The sequence below is a fragment of the Roseiconus nitratireducens genome, from assembly GCF_008629675.1.
In the GTDB taxonomy this organism is placed as follows: domain Bacteria; phylum Planctomycetota; class Planctomycetia; order Pirellulales; family Pirellulaceae; genus Stieleria; species Stieleria nitratireducens.
Map to the genome: position 1 here is coordinate 270878 of NZ_VWOX01000005.1, position 15134 is coordinate 286011.

The following is a 15134-nucleotide window of genomic DNA, read 5'->3' on the forward strand; positions in this document are numbered from 1 at the left end:
TTGGCCAGCGCTGCTTTGAGGCAGCCACGTTCACCCGAGCGTCGGATCGGCGGGATTGCCGCCCTCGGGAGAGGGTCGCTCAGATCGAATCCGCCCCTAGCGAGCATTCTCAGCCTGAATCGGCGACAGGCGACACAAAACCCTCGGGCTTGATCGCCAGCACCGAACAGGTGACATCGCCCAGCAGGTTTTCGGCGGTGTTTCCGATCAAGAACCCGGCGACGCCGGTGCGGCACACGGTTCCCATCACCAGCAAGTCCGCCTGCACTTGTTCGGCGACCCCGCGGATGACCTGCGAAGCCAGGCCGCGGTGCAGGTGGATCTGGACCGAATCGCCGTCGGCCTGCAGCGGCGCCAGCAGTTTGTCCAAGTCGCGCCGCACGACCGCCTCGTGCTGTTGCACCGCTTGATCGACCTCCGCGTCACCGGCCCTGCGGCGCAACGCGTGCTCCATCCACAGTTCCCACGCGCAAACGATGTGCAACGTCGCCTTGTCGCGCTCCGACACCGCTTTTGCCAATTCCAGAATCCGATCGTTCAACTGGCGGTGCGTGGCGTCTTCGGCGTCCACATCGATTGCCGCAAGGACCTGATCAAATCCGTCGTGAATTTCTGGTTTCAGAATCCAAACCGGGCAGGGACAGATTCGAAGCAGCGACCGGGCCACACTGCTGAACGAACGTCCGGAACCCGCCGAACCGTCCGCGGATTTCAACACCAGGTCGTGATCCGCCTGCAAAACTCTGGAGACGATCTTTCGGGCGGGGTCGCCGACCGCAACGATCACATCGCACTTGACCGTTTGATCGGCGTATTGCTCCGCCGTCTGTCGCAGTTTTTCCTCACGCTCCTTGACCAGCAATCCGCCCAGCTCTTCGGCACTGGCGATCTTGGTCAGCATTCCGACCGCACGCGGAAGCGGCTTGATGACGTCCATCAACGTCACGCGCGCGTCGCTATCCTTGGCCAGCGCGAAAGCCCGCTTGAGTGCATTACGTGGGTCTTCCGTCCCGACATACACCAGGATGTTGTTGAAGCATTGCATGGCGAAACCTGAGGAATGGGAACCGGGAGAGGGGGGAAAACAAGACAAGCGGCACACACGCCAGCGTGACCGCTCGATCGAAGAGCCAATCTCGCGCTTGGCCCGTCGCCGGGCGCAACCGGTCGCGGCGTCCGATCATGGCGTCCGGTCATGGGGTATCCGGGGTGCCCCAAGAATATCGGTCGTCGACTTCGGAAGCGAGGCGGCCAAGGCAGCTTCTGCCATCGGACAATCAATCCGCCTGCCAAGAAAGACGCCTGGCAAGCGATGCCCTCCAGCTCGGGCCCTGCTTCGTTTCCGCCAATCTTTGCCATACAATTCAGATGGCAATCGCGTGAACACTCTCCGAGCTGGAACATGACCGAAGAAACCAACCCGTTGTTCGATCGGCTCGGCGGCACCGCGGCGATCAAAGAGATCGTCGATGAAATGTACCGCCGCGTCTTGGATGATCCTGAGTTGAATCATTTCTTTGCCGAATCATCGATGGAACGCGTGCGCCAAATGCAGTTCCACTTCCTGGCGTCGGCGTTTGATGGCCCCGCCGAATACACCGGTGCGGAATTGACCAGAATCCACGCCGGCCGCGGCATCACCGGATGGCACTTCGCTCGTTTTTGCGGACATTTTGCCGACGTGCTGGAGGACCGCGGAATCAGCAGTCGCGATGTGGATGACGCATTGGGCCGGCTGGCGATGTACAAGGACAAAATCACCGGCGACGCCAACGTCGACGGCTGAAAAAGCGTCGACGGCAGAGAACGGAATGCCGCGGCGATCTGCGGACGCATCACCGACCGGGACCAAAGACTGCCATGCCGACTTATTCTGCCGCGCCGACTGACGCCTCTTGATTCTCGCACGCGTTTTGCTGAAAGCGATCCAGGAGCCGGTAGAGTTTTCGGCGGTGGATGCCCAGCACGCGTGCCGCCTTGGCCTTGTTGCCTTTTTGCATTTCCAAGACGTGCAGCACGTGCGACTTGGCGACGTCGTCAAGTTTCAAGGAGGACGGCACGGTCTCACACGACGGCGCGGCCGCGGTGCTGTCTCCCGCGTCGACATTGGCAACCGGGACCGCAGCAGTCGTCCCCGTCGAACCCTCGGCGTAGTCCGCGATTTCCGACGGTAGGTCGTCCAACGTCACGTCGTTGCCGTCGGCCAGAATGGTCGCCCTCTGAATGACATTGATCAACTGGCGGACGTTTCCAGGCCAGGGATAGCGATTCAAAGCCTCCCGCACCTGCGGTTCGACGTGCCAGGGCACCGGCAAAAAATGATCGATCAGACGATCGACGTCCCCTTCCCGTTCACGCAGCGGCGGCAACTCCAGCGACAGCACGTTGATCCGATAAAAGAGATCTTCGCGGAAGTTTCCCGCTTCGACCTCCCGGGCCAACTGGCGATTGGTCGCCGCGATGATCCGAACGTTCACGAAGCGTTCCTTATGCGACCCGATCCGCCGCATCGACCCGTCTTCCAACACCCGCAGCAGCTTGGGCTGCAACGACAACGGCAACTCGCCGATTTCGTCAATGAACAACGTGCCGCCGTCAGCGATTTCAAACAACCCCGGCTTGTCGGACGTGGCGCCGGTGAAAGATCCCTTCTGATGGCCGAACAACTCGCTTTCGACCAACTGCTCCGGCAATGCGGCGCAGTTGATCGTGACGAACGGACGATCGGCCAACAGACTGCACTGCTGAATCGCCCGCGCGGCCACCTCCTTGCCGGTCCCACTCTCACCTTGAATCAAAACGGGTTTGTCCGTCGGTGCCACCTTGTGGATCATCTTGACCACCTGCGTCATCGACGGAGAACTGCCGATCAACTCGACGGCCGGGCGGCTGCGAGAAATGATCGCCTTGAGCTGCTGGTTTTCGCGGCGCAGTTGCCCCCGGTCGCGAGCCAAGATGCAGTGGTGTTCCAAGTCGCCCAGCGAGCAGGGCTTGGTCAGGTAGTCGCAAGCGCCCATCTGCATCGCGGTGACCGCCGATTCGATCGTCCCCTGCCCAGTCAGGATGATGATCTCCATTTCCAGTTTTTCTTGCTGGACGCGTTGCAGCAGTTCCATCCCCGACATGCCCGGCATGTTGATGTCAAACACCGCCACGTCGAAGCTCTGGTTGCGACACACCTCCAACGCTTCGGCACCACCGGCAACCGCCGTGACCTCGTGCCCTTTGCGCTCCATCCACCGCGCACAGGTGTTGCGAAAATCGTTTTCGTCCTCGACCAAAAGTAGTTTGATGGGCGGTTGAGACATGCGGATGAACCGTGAATGGTGATTTGAAGTGACGCCGGGTTCGTGGTCCGATCTCGTCGCGGTAGCTGAATCCCAAGCAATGACGCTGGGAGAATTTTGCAAACCTCGTTCCCTTTGCGTCGTCGCAAGCGGACAGCGGTGCCGCAAGCGGGCTTGCGGGCAACCGATTGCCGCGGGCGGACGCCTCCCGCCCCCCGATTCGTCGCCCACACGCAACCGACGGCGATCCCGGGCACCACCGGATCACGACGCCGCCGCGAAGGCAGCAGCCGTCCGATCGGCCCCACGCATGGGCATTATCGCACACGCGCGCCGAAAATGCACACTTGACGCGTGTCCCTCGGTACCGCGGAGTATCAGATGTTCGGGCGGCGAGACACGCGTGTGAGACGGGATGCTGGGCAGACGGTCGTCGCGTCAGTTGTTATCTTTGTTTTTTTCCGTGAATCAGTCGTTGGCCCGTCGGTCCGGACCGACGGTGGACCTGCCGATTCGCGTGAGCGCGCACGTTCCGTCACGTTATCCGGACCCCGCCGATGAAGGACGAGTTGGACATCTTGCTCGTCGAAGACGATCCCGACACCCGGGCCAATCTTTGCGACATCTTGGAACTTGACGGGCACCGAATCACGGTCGTGGCATCGGCCGGCGAAGCCCGGCAAGTGACTGAAAGCCGACGCTTTTGTATCGTCATTCTGGACCGGAATTTGCCGGACGGCACCGCCGAGGAGCTGCTCCCGGATCTCAAGCGGCAGCTCCCCGCGGCGATGGTGATCGTGGTGACCGGCTACGCCGACATGGACAGCACGATCGCCGCGTTTCGCCGCGGTGCTTCGGACTACATTCTCAAACCGATCAACCCGGAAGCTCTTCGCAACAGCCTGCGGCGGATTATCCGCCAGCGGCAGACCGAATCCCACCTGCAGCAAGAACAGGAATTCGCCGAACAGGTGCTGCAGACGGCCGAAGCCGTGATCCTGGTGCTGGACCTGCAGGGGCACATTGTGCGTTTCAATCCGTTCTTCGAGCGGATCACCGGTTGGGAACTCTCGGAACTTTCTGGGAGAGATTGGTTCGAATCTTGCATACCGGCCAGCGACCGCGATCGGATTCGCGACGTGTTTGTGGCCACCGCGCGAGGCAACCACACCACGGGGGTCATCAACGCGGTCCGTTGCAAGAACGGCACCGAACGTCAGATACGCTGGTCCAATACCGTGCTACGAAACGATGAACATGAACCCACCGCCGTGCTGGCCGTCGGAGTCGACGTGACGGGCTACCTGGCCGCGCAGCGGAGGGCCGCCCAAGCCCAACGTCTGGCCGCCATCGGCCAGACCATGACGGCCTTGGCACACGAAAGCCGCAACGCCCTGCAGAGGATCCAGGCCGGATTGGAACTGCTGTCACTGGACCTGCCCGACCGGATGGAGACCCGTCGGGACCTGGACTCGGTACAGCGTGCGGCGCACGACCTGAACGCCCTGATGGAAGAGGTCCGGTTGTTCGCCGCACCAATCCGACTGCACCTGGAAGAGGCAGAATTGCACGAGATCGCTGAGTGTTCCTGGCGTCACTTGGAATCCGTTCGCCAGGAGCGGCAGGCTCAACTGGAGGTCACGTCGTCCGCCGAGTCCAGCGTCATCCAAGGGGATGTGGTCCGTTTGGAGCAGGTCTTCCGCAACCTGTTCGAAAATTCGCTGGCCGCCTGCGACGATCCGGTCCAAATTCAGGTCGAACTGGCTGGCCCCATGGAAATCGAGGGTGTTTCGATGATCGAAGTCACGGTCGCCGACAACGGCCCCGGGCTGACGCCGGAACAGCGGAACCAAATCTTCGAGCCGTTCTACACCACCAAGAGCGGCGGAACCGGCCTGGGAATGTCCATCACGCAGCGAGTCATCCATGCCCACCGAGGCAACATCATGGTTGCCGAAGCATCCGATCAGCACAGCGGCGCCAAGTTCGTGATCCATTTGCCGACGGAACTCCGCGACCAATGTTACGAACGCTAATTCGACGGATCACCAACGGGAACAAGCCGAACGGAGAACGCTTGTAGCATGGAAAGAAAACAACAGCAGGCGTTGCTCGCAGCGATCATGGAGTCGGCGGTCGACGCGATCATCGTGATCAGCGAGCAGGGCGTGGTGTTGCAGGTCAATCCGGCGACCGAACGACTGTTCGGGTTTTCGCCCGAGGAAGTGATCGGACAAAACGTCAGCATGCTGATGCCTCCGCCGTACTCCCAGGAGCATGATCAGTACCTGGAGAACTATCGGCAAACCGGAATCGCCAAGATCATCGGCATCGGTCGCGAAGTCGTCGGTCGGCGCAAAGACGGTTCGACCTTTCCGATGCACTTAGCCGTCAGCAAAGTGCAAACCGAAGGATTGATTCGATTCGCCGGAATCGTCCGCGACATCACCGATCTGAAACGTGCCGAGTGGGAACTGCGAGAACTCAACGAAGACTTGGAACAACGGGTCCGTGAGCGAACCGAGCAGTTACGCGAAGCCCAGGCCGATTTGGTGCGGGCGGAAAAGATGGCGACCCTCGGGGAAGTCTCCGGCGGAATTGCCCACGAGATTCGTAACCCGCTGAACGCACTGAGGACATCGGCCTACTACTTGCGCAATGTGCCTTCACCAACCCAAGAGAAGATCCGGGAACACTTGCGTCGAATCGAACATCAAGTCTTGATCATTGACAACGTCGTCACCGCTTTGACGGACGTCGCGCGACTGCCCGATCCCAAGACGGAATTCTGCGACCTGCGCCGGCTGATCTGTGACGCTTTGCGGAGCGTCCGCGTCGATCCCGCAATCCACGTCTGCAACGACGTCCCCGAGGATGCCCCGCGGATCTTCGCCGATCCCAACCAAATCCAGATCGTGCTGAATAATCTTGTCCGCAACGCGATCGAAGCGATGCCCGACGGTGGATCACTGACTTTCCGAGCAGTACCGGCCGGGCCGTTCTTGCAACTTCAGGTTTGTGATACCGGCACCGGGATCTCCGCCGAGCACCTGGGCAAAATCCTGGAACCGTTGTACTCCACCAAAACCCGAGGAATGGGCTTGGGACTGTCGATCTCCAAGTCCATCCTGGCAAAGAACGGCGGGGCGCTGGAGGTCGACAGCCAAGTCAACCAGGGCACAGAATTCCGCATCCAATTGCCAACCGGCCGCCGCTAGCGGGACAGTGACATTTTGGTTCAGCCGCGTGGCGCTAGCTGTCGGTTTTCTCGCCTCAACCGGCGGCCAACGCTTGCCGCTCATTGCACCGCAACGAGGCCCTGACTGACGACTTTTAATGCCCCATCGTGCCTTCGCCAGCGGGCAACGATCTGCGCATCAGTCCACTTTTGCAGCTTCGGCGAAACCTTGCGTTCGCGCGGGCGCCCGGACGTGGCACGTCGGCGCGGGACCATTCGACACGCTTGTTGCGATCGGCGAGTCGGAGGCGGCGGCTCACGCGGCCGGCGTCACGCCTTTTCCGCTCAGCAGGCCGCTCGAATCAGGCCGCAAACACCGGCCCGAATGCCATCAGATCCTGCGCATCGGCCACGGCTTCCCTTGGACGAGCCGAAGCGATCCCAGCCTTCATTTTGGTGCAGATTCTTGCTTTGGCGCGCGGATTGCGGAAGAATGAACTCCCAGACAGTCCGTTCGGCACCCGATTGCACGAGGGTTTGTATGTCTGCCACCGTCGACGCCGCACTTTGCCAGATCTTCAGAGATTGGCACATTGAGAATCACGCGTTGGAGCAGAAGGTCAGCGTCGTCCGCGACTGGATGCGCGAGGTCAATCAATTTGGACGCCCCCGGTTTGGCGAAACCGCCTCGCGTCTGCGAGTGCTTCGCGACCATCTGGTCGCGCACTTTCACAAAGAGGACTCGATGGTCGGCAATTTGGCCCGACGGTATCCGTCCGCATCGCCGGAGGTGATGGCGATTCGACGTCGGTCGGCAAACGACCACCGATTGCTGCTGCGTCGAGTCGACGACTTGATCAGCCGACTGAAAGAGACCGATCCTCCGTTCGCCTCGTGGACCGCGGCGATGCATGAAGTCGATCTATTCTTTGACGTCCTCGAGCAACACGCCACCCAAGAATCGGAAAGCATGCAGATCTTGATGCCCAAGGAATGCGAGGCGGTTCTTTCGCCTCGCGAATGAAAACTGACGTCCGCTGAAAACTGACATCGGCAGCAGCGGAAGGCCGTGGGCTATTTCCGATAGCTGGTCAGATCGATCTTGTTGTCCCGCATGTATCGGTGGCATTCGATGCATCGTACGGTCAACGTGACGTAGGCGAGTGCGGCGCGGCTCGCGTCTTTTGCCTCGGCAGCCTTTTCGATGGAGTCACACGCGCGACGAAAGTCGTTGCTTTGCTTTTGGTACTCTTGCGTCTGCACCACGTTCCAATCGCTCTCCATGCTCAGCAGCCGCAACGATCGGGCGTTGCTGGCGATTTTCTCGTACTGCTCCAACGTCAACCCTTCCAGAATGTCCTTCGCCCGGTCAAGTTTGCGGTGCATCAGCGGCACGACATTTTCCCGGATCACGACACCATCGATGGGGTCTTGGGCGGAAACCATCGCGCCAGTCGACACCACGGCCAACAACACGAACCAGCGAAAAGCATTCATGGAAGAATCTCATTGATTGAACGGTGGATAAGCGAATCTGCCGACCGACCTTTGGCCGGCGATCTCAACAATGATTTGTGGTCGGGCAACCGATTTCGCGCAGCCACACTCGCCAGAGCGTGGACGACCGGCACATTCAGGAAAGGCTCCGCTCCGGCAGCACCAACGCGATCTCGTCCAACAGCCGTTGTTCGGCAGCGCACACTTTGCCGATTCCCAACACGCCTCCGGACGCCTTCGCCACCTCTTCGGCTTGGGCAATCAACCGACGCGATAGCTTGTCCGCGGTCGTCGGCGGTAGCGATTGGTGGAGATCGCGGGCGTACTTTTGCCACAGCGTCCACAGTTCTCGCGACGGCCGCACCTGCATCCATTGTTCGAGCAATTTGAACGCCAAAGGATCGGAATTCACACCACGACGCAGCGCAGAACTGATCACCGCCTGACGCTCGCTGTTGGAAACGTTGCCATCGGCCCACGCGACGAACACCAAGGGCGTCAATGCGAACGCCGCGAAGTTCCCCGCATCGATTCCCATTTCCAACAGCTCCGACGCTAACTCCTGGTCATGCAAACCCGCCGCCTTGGTCAAGGCTTCCACCTGCTCCTCGCGCTCACTCGCTTCACGAAGGTTCTTCAGCAGCGCTTCGTCGACTCTTTGGAAATACTCGTTTTCGAGAGCTTGTCCGCGTTTGCGGAAGGCGTCATGGTCAGTCACGTTTGCGTTCCTCACAAGTAGAAAACCGGACCCGAGGTGCAGCGGTCGGGACGGGACGTCCTGGCCTGGGTATGCAAACGCGATGCCGTCGCGTTTCCATCCGCATCCCGCCACGCCGCTACAATCAATTCGGCTCAAAGCGGCCCACCTGCGCTTTTCCGCACGGTAGGAATGTGCCCGTATGTATCAGCGGTCAGTCGCGCAGCGCCTGAATGCGGCGGCATGAGCCGTGCACCCCCGACGTCGCGTCGGCCCGATTGGCCGGCGCATGAGTTCCACTTGCACGAGACGCCAATCCATGATGAAAGTCCTTCTCCCCAGCGACGGCTCCCAGGATTCGATGGAGGCGGCTCGATTCGTCGCAGAACTGGCTGCCGTCAACGAGTTGGACATCCACGTCGTGACCGTCTCGGAGCCCCATCCGGGATTCAGCGATTCCGTTTCGCAGCACTGGATGTCCGAGTGGGCGTCCAAGGAGAACAAACGCGTCGACCGCTTGCACGGCGAACTGATGACGGTGCTCTCGGGGGTCTGTTCCAACGTCAGCATGTCTCGGCGGCACGGCCCGATCGTGGACTCGCTGCTGGACGAAATTGATGAAACGCAGGCGGACCTGATCGTCGTCGGAGCCCGAGGACACTCCATGATTCGCCGGGTGCTGCTGGGAAGCACCTCGGAGAGCTTGGCAACCTACGCTGATTGCTCCGTCGTCATCGTGCGTCGTCGCGAGGAACCACAGCAGGACAACGCGACGACACGACCGATGCGGCGCATCATGGTGGCCTACGACCAATCCAAAGGCTCACGCGAATCCGTTGACGAGGTGTTGAAATACCGATGGCCGGACCCGATCGAGTTCAACGTGGTCAGCGTTGCCGAGTGGCCCTTTCCCTTCGAGGAATCGGAATCGGAGGATCCCGCCGACGGAGAATCAAAAGAATTGCAACACGTGCGCTGCGCCGCTGAACGGCTCGCAACCCGAATCGCGGGAACCGCCCCCAACACCACCACGCAGGTTCTGCAGGCGCGGCATGCCGGTGAAGCAATTGTCAGCGAAGCCGATCGGGAGCAGGTGGACCTGGTCGTGGTCGGCGACTCCGGCCATCGATTGGAAGCAGCTCAATCGGATTTCAAACAACCGCAAGACTCCGAGAAGGTCGCCGCGATCACGCAGGGTCGCCCCATGCTCGGTAGCACCACCCGCTACCTGATGCGACACTCCCACTGCAGCGTCTGGATCTCGCGAGGTCGCCAATAGCTGGACGCCAGAAATCATGCCGTGGAGGTCGCTGCCGTCGCCAAGACGTTGGCCGGGCTGTTTCAGCCACCACGCTCTGGCGAGCGTGGCTACCCTCAGTAGCCCGCCCGCACAAGGCCGCTGCCCAGCGAACACGCATGCTCTCCGTGCCGGCCGTGGTCAGATCCCCATCTGAGCCAACATGTCGGCAAGGCGTCCGACGGTTTGGGTGAATACCGGGTGAGATTCCTGGAACGATTGCGATTGCTCGCGCAGACGTTCGGCCAACGATGCCGAATTGACCTCTTGGCTGTCCAACGTGGAAGAGATTTCGTCCAACGCTTTGCGCAACTCCGCCATTTCGACCGGATCAATCGTCTCGGCCGACTCCAACTGCCGGCGGAGCTGTTCAATGGTATCTTCCAATCGTTCGCGCATCAGGGGGTCCGCCAAAACAATGGTTGCGTGCAGCGTCAGGACATCCAACCGGCGATCGACCGGCGGCGCCCTCCGCTTGGGGCCGAACGCATCGGAGCGATCGGCGTGGAACAGCGACCAAAATGCCACACCGCCGACTGCAGGGCAAGCGGGCGACGGGCCGACAACGGGTGCACTGCGTTGCTCGACAGCGACGTGCTTCGCCTTGGCAAAGTGCTTTGCTACAGCGACGTGCTTCGCTTTAGCGCGGTGCCGAATCGGCGAACTCCGCCAGCACGTCCATCGTCGACAGGATTCCGACCAACACGCCCTGATCATCGACCACTGGCAAATGGTGCACCTGGTTTCGAACCATCTTGCGAGTCGCCTCCGCGATCGACGTCTCCGGCGTGACCGTCGCAACCGTCTCGCTCATGAATGATTGAACCGATTCACTCCCCATGCTGTGCATCAGTTTGTCCATCAGGAACCGCCGACTGGACGGATCCACCAGATCCAACTGGTAGATGTCGTCATCGACGTCGCGCGTCATGTCGATCAGATCGGCGGTCGAAAGAATCCCGATGCAATGGTTCTTGCTGTCGACCACCGGAAGGGTCGAAACGCGGTTCTCCCCCATCGCAGTGAGGGCTTCGTGAATCGTGTCCCCGGCTCCGACGGTCACGACGTCCCGATTCATGATGTTTTTGATGGAGCGTTTGTAAATGTCGTGTTCGGTCATCATGGCAATTCAATCCGTAGCTCAGTGGTCCGTACTCAGTGAGGAAAGCCCATCCGAGGCTCGGGTGCCGGGTCAACCGTTTTCGGCAACGCCGTCCATACGATTTTCCGCGACGCAGGCTCGGGATGCAGCAAGGTGGCACGCCAGAACGCCCGCTCCTTTCCGGTGGCGACCTCATTCGCTTGCAAAGGCACATGCTGTACCAACCCTCCGAATGCCCGACGCACTGGAATCCTGCGACAAGACCGCGCGCGGCTGTGGATTCGACGTGCGTTCCGGCACAGAGTGCTCGCCGGTAGTGGGCGGCTTCGTCAAACGCTCAGCGAACGAGCAGATCACAGGCACCGTGCCAAATTCGCGTGCGTGGCGGTGGCGCCACGGCATCAGGATTCAAGAAAACTTGCAATTCCAGCACGTCGGTGAGCCGCCCGCGGCTGATCGCGGCGGAGGCCAACAAGACCAGTGGTTTTTCCGAAAATCCGTTGCCATGGCCAGAAGAAGTTTGGTACCAGGGGGCCCTTACAGACGACACAATCGTCATCAGAGATTGGTGCGGAACCTCAATTTTTTTCGGAGTGCCGCCAGGATCGTTTCGGCGGCATAACGCTTGCAGTTCCGCGGTCGACGCTCGCGTCAGCCACGTCTTGCCGTGAATGTCTTTGCCTTCGTCACTCGATTCGTCGAAACGTTCCATGATCATTACGTTCCCAAGCCACATTTGCATTGAAACCGTCCACGGGCTTCGTCAACAAGTCCTCGTGGCCGCCCTCAACCGGGGCCTGAATGCCACCGACACGATGCCCGAAGCAGCGATGGCTGACGGGTCGGTAGGATCGCTGGCTTCCAACCGCCGCCCCACTCAAAGCGGCTCGGCAGCCGACGATCCCGACCGAGCGTGACTGGACAGCGTTACCTTGCGTGATCGCCGCGCGGCACGACCTGGACAGCGCCACTTTGGATGAGCCGCGTGGCGTTTGCCGCGGGTCTTCTCGCCTCAACCGGCGGCTAGCGCTACGCCGACCATTGCACTGCAAATCGCCGTGTTTTGATTGAAAGTGGCGGCCGTCGCGGTCGCGGCGGGAAGCCACGCCCTGGCGAGCGTCGCTACTCGTTTCAGACAAAGCCTAGCGGGTGCTTCCGCCGGCCGGCTCGCTGGACAAACGCTGCTGGCTGACCAATTGCCAATAGCTCAATTGACCATACGGTCGTTCGGTCAGCAGCCGACGCTGCGGCGCCGCCAATCCGGCGCGGACCAGTTCGTACAGGTCCTGCAGGATGGACGCGCTATCGCCATAGTAGCTGTGGCCGAGCAGGCTGAGGTCGATCCCGCTGACATCGACCGTCTCGATTCCCGGCGTGACGACAATGTGCTCGCCGCTTTCACCAGCACGCGGGTGCCCGTGAACCTGTTTGGATGCGATCAAAGCCTGGTCGCTGGACGACGCGTACAGGGTCACATGGTCGGCAACCGTGACCAATTCGGGGGCGAGATCCCGGCGAAAGCGGTCCGCATCGATGTCGGGCGCGGCCAGCACGACGTGGTCAAACGGAACCGGCTGGCCAGCGGCGGCTTCGCGGCCGAGTTCCACCAAAGCTTGGGTGGTCGGCCGGTTGCCCATGCTGTGCGCAATCACATTGATTCGGCGCGCGCCGCTTTTTTGAACCAACTCTCGCAAGAACTGTTTCAGGTGGGTTTGCGTCCAGGCGGCGTTGGTCTCGTCGACGGTGTAGCCCAACAGTGTCCCCTGGCTGGGCCAACTGTAGCAAACCGCGGCACCCTGAAACGGCAAGTCGACGGCTAATTGGGCGGTCCTCCGCACAGCGGATTGAAAGTCCACGTTGTATCCGTGGACGAACACCAAGACGTCCTGTTCCGGCGCTCCCGAGACGGTGCTGGCAAGCTGGTCGCGAAAATCATCGACCGACAGTTCGACCGCAGAAGTCATCACGATGTGCTCGCGCTGGTCTTCACGAAACTCCAACCGCAGCACACTCGGTCGCTCCACCACGCCACGCCGGTGGGCGTATGGCACCGTCACGTCACAAACACCCCGGACCAACTCGCCACGTTGGGCGTTGTAAGTCACGCCCCGCTTTTCGATCACCGCCCGTCCAGATGCCAGCACAGCGACAACGCCCAAGGCAGACGCCCCGCCGAGCGCTCCCCAGATCAATCCCGATTGAGCTCGTGAACGGACCAGACACATCAGGGCAAACGTGGTGAACAGAAGGGCAAAGCTGCCCAGCAATACGACCGCGTCGCGATTACCGACCAGGTCGTAGTCGGCCAAAGAAAGCGAATCGCGCTGTCGATCCGTCGCGTAAAAGACACGCACCGTCGCATATTCAGACTCGTCATTTCGAACAGAACCGGCCGGCAAACTTGCCAGCGGACCTCCATCGATCGCATCCGTCCGTTCCAACGACTCGCTCTGGGCGCTCGAGGCACTCGGTTCTTCAATGGCCATGGGCGCTGCGGCCATCGGTGTCTGGTCCGCCGGTAAGGCATTGAACGTTTCCACTCGCTCGCTCCGCATAGCCGCGGTGGGCCCCCGGCGCCGGTCGCCTGTCGCGACCTCCCGATCAAGCGGCACGCGTCGGGTTGCCATGGAGGCATCGACCGTCACGCGTTCCTCCCTCGCAACCTCGGCGGCCATCGGGACCGCCGCTCCCGTCCCAGAGACCGCGTCGTCGACGGGGCTCTGCACCGAGCCGGGCGGAACAGAGGTGAAATCCGACTCGGTCGGCGAACCGGTTTCCGAACGTCGCGCCGTCCGATCGGCGGCCGATTCCGACCGCTCACCGCCGCATCCGGCCAAAGCGACCGATGCTAGCAACAAAAAGCAGGCCCTCGAGGATTTGGTGGAAACTATGAGTCGACTCGGGAAGGGCATGACCGTACCTGCCTGGCTGGTCTGGAAGCGTGACGATTCAGCCGACCTTTACCAAGCGGAATGCGGACAGGTCGATGGCACTCTCGAATCGACCTTTACCTTCGCTCGGGTCTTCGAGTCTACTTGCCATCCGGGCGACCTGGCCCCGTGACCCGGCCGGACGCCGGTACCGCCTTCCGTCCTCCAATGATCAAGGTGTCGACGCATGGATTCGCAGCGACTTCCCAGCAGCCCGCGAACGTCCGTCATCATGACGACGTACCGTTCGCCTCATTACCTGCGACAGGTCCTGAAGGGATTCGCAAGACAGACGCACCGTGAATTCCAAGTGGTGGTGGGTGAAGACGGGCAGACCGACGAGACGCGGGAAGTGATAGATGCGTTCGCGCAGGAAACCGCAGCGTCCGGGATTTCGATCCGATACGTCTGGCAACCCCACCAGGGTTTCGGAAAGACGCGCATCTTGAATCGTGCGATCGATGCGGCAACGGGCGACTACCTGATCTTCACCGACGGCGATTGCGTCCCCCGACATGATTTTGTCGCCGCGCATTTGCGTCTGGCCCTGCCCGGACGTTTTCTGTCGGGCGGCACGTTTCGGCTGCCGCGCGACGTGACCAATCAGATTCTGGCCGACACGGTTGCGGCCGACGAATTCACGCGGGCCTCCTGGCTGCAACAGCACAACGTGCAAGTACCGGCCAAGTGGATTTGGACGGAGCGGAAGCCGTCGTTGGCCAGGCTGTTTGATTTAGCCACCACGACCCGACCCACGTTCAATGGACACAACGCGTCGGCCTGGCGTCAGGATGTGATTGAAGCGAACGGCTTCAATCACCAGATGCGCTATGGCGGTCTGGACCGGGAATTGGGAGAGCGTTTGGAAAACGCGGGCATCGCGGGCGTGCAGATCCGCCACCGAGCGATCTGTTTTCACCTGGACCACGACCGCGGCTACGTCACCGACGAAGACTGGCAACGCAATCGCGCCATCCGACAACAAGTCCGGCGCCAGGGCATCACCCGCGCCGAACAAGGGCTGGATGAAATCCGATCGATGGCCGGTTGATGGAACCCTTCGCTGCCAGCCGGAGCTTCACTTCACCCTCTCGCAAAGAGGTCGTGTAGCTTTGCTTCACCCTCCCTCCGGGAGGGTCGCGGAGG

Annotated in this window: 15 protein-coding genes; 7 read left to right on the top strand and 8 right to left on the bottom strand. The window is 61.0% G+C overall.

The features are described from left to right. Positions 1-109: 109 nt before the first annotated feature. Complete coding sequence (locus tag FYK55_RS11175; RefSeq protein WP_150076486.1) at positions 110-1045, bottom strand: universal stress protein; 936 nt, start codon at positions 1043-1045, stop codon at positions 110-112. Between the two features lie 357 nt (positions 1046-1402). On the opposite strand from FYK55_RS11175, the gene FYK55_RS11180 reads away from it, so the two are divergent. After that, positions 1403-1786 (top strand): group I truncated hemoglobin, encoded by a 384-nt coding sequence (locus tag FYK55_RS11180; RefSeq protein WP_150076487.1) that lies wholly within the window; start codon positions 1403-1405, stop codon positions 1784-1786. 82 nt (positions 1787-1868) lie between these two features. Here FYK55_RS11180 and FYK55_RS11185 read toward each other — a convergent pair whose 3' ends face one another. Continuing rightward, the gene (locus FYK55_RS11185) at positions 1869-3308 is read right to left on the bottom strand and encodes a sigma-54-dependent transcriptional regulator (RefSeq protein WP_150076488.1); all 1440 of its coding nucleotides are present in this window, start codon (positions 3306-3308) and stop codon (positions 1869-1871) included. Between the two features lie 536 nt (positions 3309-3844). On the opposite strand from FYK55_RS11185, the gene FYK55_RS11190 reads away from it, so the two are divergent. The 3 genes from FYK55_RS11190 to FYK55_RS11200 all read left to right on the top strand — a co-directional run bounded on the left by FYK55_RS11190 (position 3845) and on the right by FYK55_RS11200 (position 7489). Then, complete coding sequence (locus FYK55_RS11190; protein ID WP_150076489.1) at positions 3845-5323, top strand: ATP-binding protein; 1479 nt, start codon at positions 3845-3847, stop codon at positions 5321-5323. A gap of 48 nt (positions 5324-5371) precedes the next feature. Beyond that, on the top strand, positions 5372-6505 hold the full coding sequence (locus FYK55_RS11195) for a two-component system sensor histidine kinase NtrB (protein WP_150076490.1): 1134 nt from the start codon (positions 5372-5374) through the stop codon (positions 6503-6505). A 501-nt stretch (positions 6506-7006) separates the two neighbouring features. Next, on the top strand, positions 7007-7489 hold the full coding sequence (locus FYK55_RS11200) for a hemerythrin domain-containing protein (protein ID WP_161604437.1): 483 nt from the start codon (positions 7007-7009) through the stop codon (positions 7487-7489). A 50-nt stretch (positions 7490-7539) separates the two neighbouring features. On the opposite strand, the gene FYK55_RS11205 is transcribed toward FYK55_RS11200, so the two are convergent. Both FYK55_RS11205 and FYK55_RS11210 read right to left on the bottom strand, forming a co-directional pair. Further along, positions 7540-7962, bottom strand: a complete 423-nt coding sequence (locus FYK55_RS11205) for a hypothetical protein (RefSeq protein WP_150076492.1) — start codon at positions 7960-7962, stop codon at positions 7540-7542. A 136-nt stretch (positions 7963-8098) separates the two neighbouring features. Further along, on the bottom strand, positions 8099-8680 hold the full coding sequence (locus FYK55_RS11210) for a hypothetical protein (protein WP_150076493.1): 582 nt from the start codon (positions 8678-8680) through the stop codon (positions 8099-8101). 298 nt (positions 8681-8978) lie between these two features. Between FYK55_RS11210 and FYK55_RS11215 the strand changes: the two genes are divergently transcribed. Further along, positions 8979-9938, top strand: a complete 960-nt coding sequence (locus FYK55_RS11215) for a universal stress protein (RefSeq protein ID WP_161604438.1) — start codon at positions 8979-8981, stop codon at positions 9936-9938. 159 nt (positions 9939-10097) lie between these two features. Here FYK55_RS11215 and FYK55_RS11220 read toward each other — a convergent pair whose 3' ends face one another. The 3 genes from FYK55_RS11220 to FYK55_RS11230 all read right to left on the bottom strand — a co-directional run bounded on the left by FYK55_RS11220 (position 10098) and on the right by FYK55_RS11230 (position 11770). Further along, complete coding sequence (locus FYK55_RS11220; RefSeq protein WP_235908612.1) at positions 10098-10484, bottom strand: DUF4404 family protein; 387 nt, start codon at positions 10482-10484, stop codon at positions 10098-10100. A gap of 112 nt (positions 10485-10596) precedes the next feature. Continuing rightward, positions 10597-11079 (bottom strand): CBS domain-containing protein, encoded by a 483-nt coding sequence (locus FYK55_RS11225; RefSeq protein WP_150076495.1) that lies wholly within the window; start codon positions 11077-11079, stop codon positions 10597-10599. Positions 11080-11395: 316 nt separating this feature from the next. Further along, on the bottom strand, positions 11396-11770 hold the full coding sequence (locus tag FYK55_RS11230) for a hypothetical protein (RefSeq protein WP_150076496.1): 375 nt from the start codon (positions 11768-11770) through the stop codon (positions 11396-11398). Here FYK55_RS11230 and FYK55_RS11235 point away from each other — a divergent pair. Then, positions 11769-11975, top strand: coding sequence for a hypothetical protein (locus FYK55_RS11235; RefSeq protein ID WP_150076497.1), 207 nt, complete (start codon positions 11769-11771; stop codon positions 11973-11975). The genes FYK55_RS11230 and FYK55_RS11235 overlap by 2 nt on opposite strands. Positions 11976-12200: 225 nt before the next feature. Here FYK55_RS11235 and FYK55_RS11240 read toward each other — a convergent pair whose 3' ends face one another. After that, positions 12201-13916 (bottom strand): alpha/beta hydrolase, encoded by a 1716-nt coding sequence (locus FYK55_RS11240; RefSeq protein WP_161604439.1) that lies wholly within the window; start codon positions 13914-13916, stop codon positions 12201-12203. 259 nt (positions 13917-14175) lie between these two features. Here FYK55_RS11240 and FYK55_RS11245 point away from each other — a divergent pair, with 259 nt between their 5' ends. Beyond that, complete coding sequence (locus FYK55_RS11245; protein WP_150076499.1) at positions 14176-15039, top strand: glycosyltransferase; 864 nt, start codon at positions 14176-14178, stop codon at positions 15037-15039. The last annotated feature ends 95 nt before the right edge of the window (positions 15040-15134 follow it).

What these genes read in the sequence shown, in the direction of transcription:
- FYK55_RS11175 (WP_150076486.1), bottom strand. Translation starts at nt 1,045, where the DNA reads ATGCAATGCTTCAACAACATCCTGGTGTATGTCGGGACGGAAGACCCA.
- FYK55_RS11180 (WP_150076487.1), top strand. Translation starts at nt 1,403, where the DNA reads ATGACCGAAGAAACCAACCCGTTGTTCGATCGGCTCGGCGGCACCGCG.
- FYK55_RS11185 (WP_150076488.1), bottom strand. Translation starts at nt 3,308, where the DNA reads ATGTCTCAACCGCCCATCAAACTACTTTTGGTCGAGGACGAAAACGAT.
- FYK55_RS11190 (WP_150076489.1), top strand. Translation starts at nt 3,845, where the DNA reads ATGAAGGACGAGTTGGACATCTTGCTCGTCGAAGACGATCCCGACACC.
- FYK55_RS11195 (WP_150076490.1), top strand. Translation starts at nt 5,372, where the DNA reads ATGGAAAGAAAACAACAGCAGGCGTTGCTCGCAGCGATCATGGAGTCG.
- FYK55_RS11200 (WP_161604437.1), top strand. Translation starts at nt 7,007, where the DNA reads ATGTCTGCCACCGTCGACGCCGCACTTTGCCAGATCTTCAGAGATTGG.
- FYK55_RS11205 (WP_150076492.1), bottom strand. Translation starts at nt 7,962, where the DNA reads ATGAATGCTTTTCGCTGGTTCGTGTTGTTGGCCGTGGTGTCGACTGGC.
- FYK55_RS11215 (WP_161604438.1), top strand. Translation starts at nt 8,979, where the DNA reads ATGATGAAAGTCCTTCTCCCCAGCGACGGCTCCCAGGATTCGATGGAG.
- FYK55_RS11225 (WP_150076495.1), bottom strand. Translation starts at nt 11,079, where the DNA reads ATGATGACCGAACACGACATTTACAAACGCTCCATCAAAAACATCATG.
- FYK55_RS11235 (WP_150076497.1), top strand. Translation starts at nt 11,769, where the DNA reads ATGATCATTACGTTCCCAAGCCACATTTGCATTGAAACCGTCCACGGG.
- FYK55_RS11230 (WP_150076496.1), bottom strand. Translation starts at nt 11,770, where the DNA reads ATGGAACGTTTCGACGAATCGAGTGACGAAGGCAAAGACATTCACGGC.
- FYK55_RS11245 (WP_150076499.1), top strand. Translation starts at nt 14,176, where the DNA reads ATGGATTCGCAGCGACTTCCCAGCAGCCCGCGAACGTCCGTCATCATG.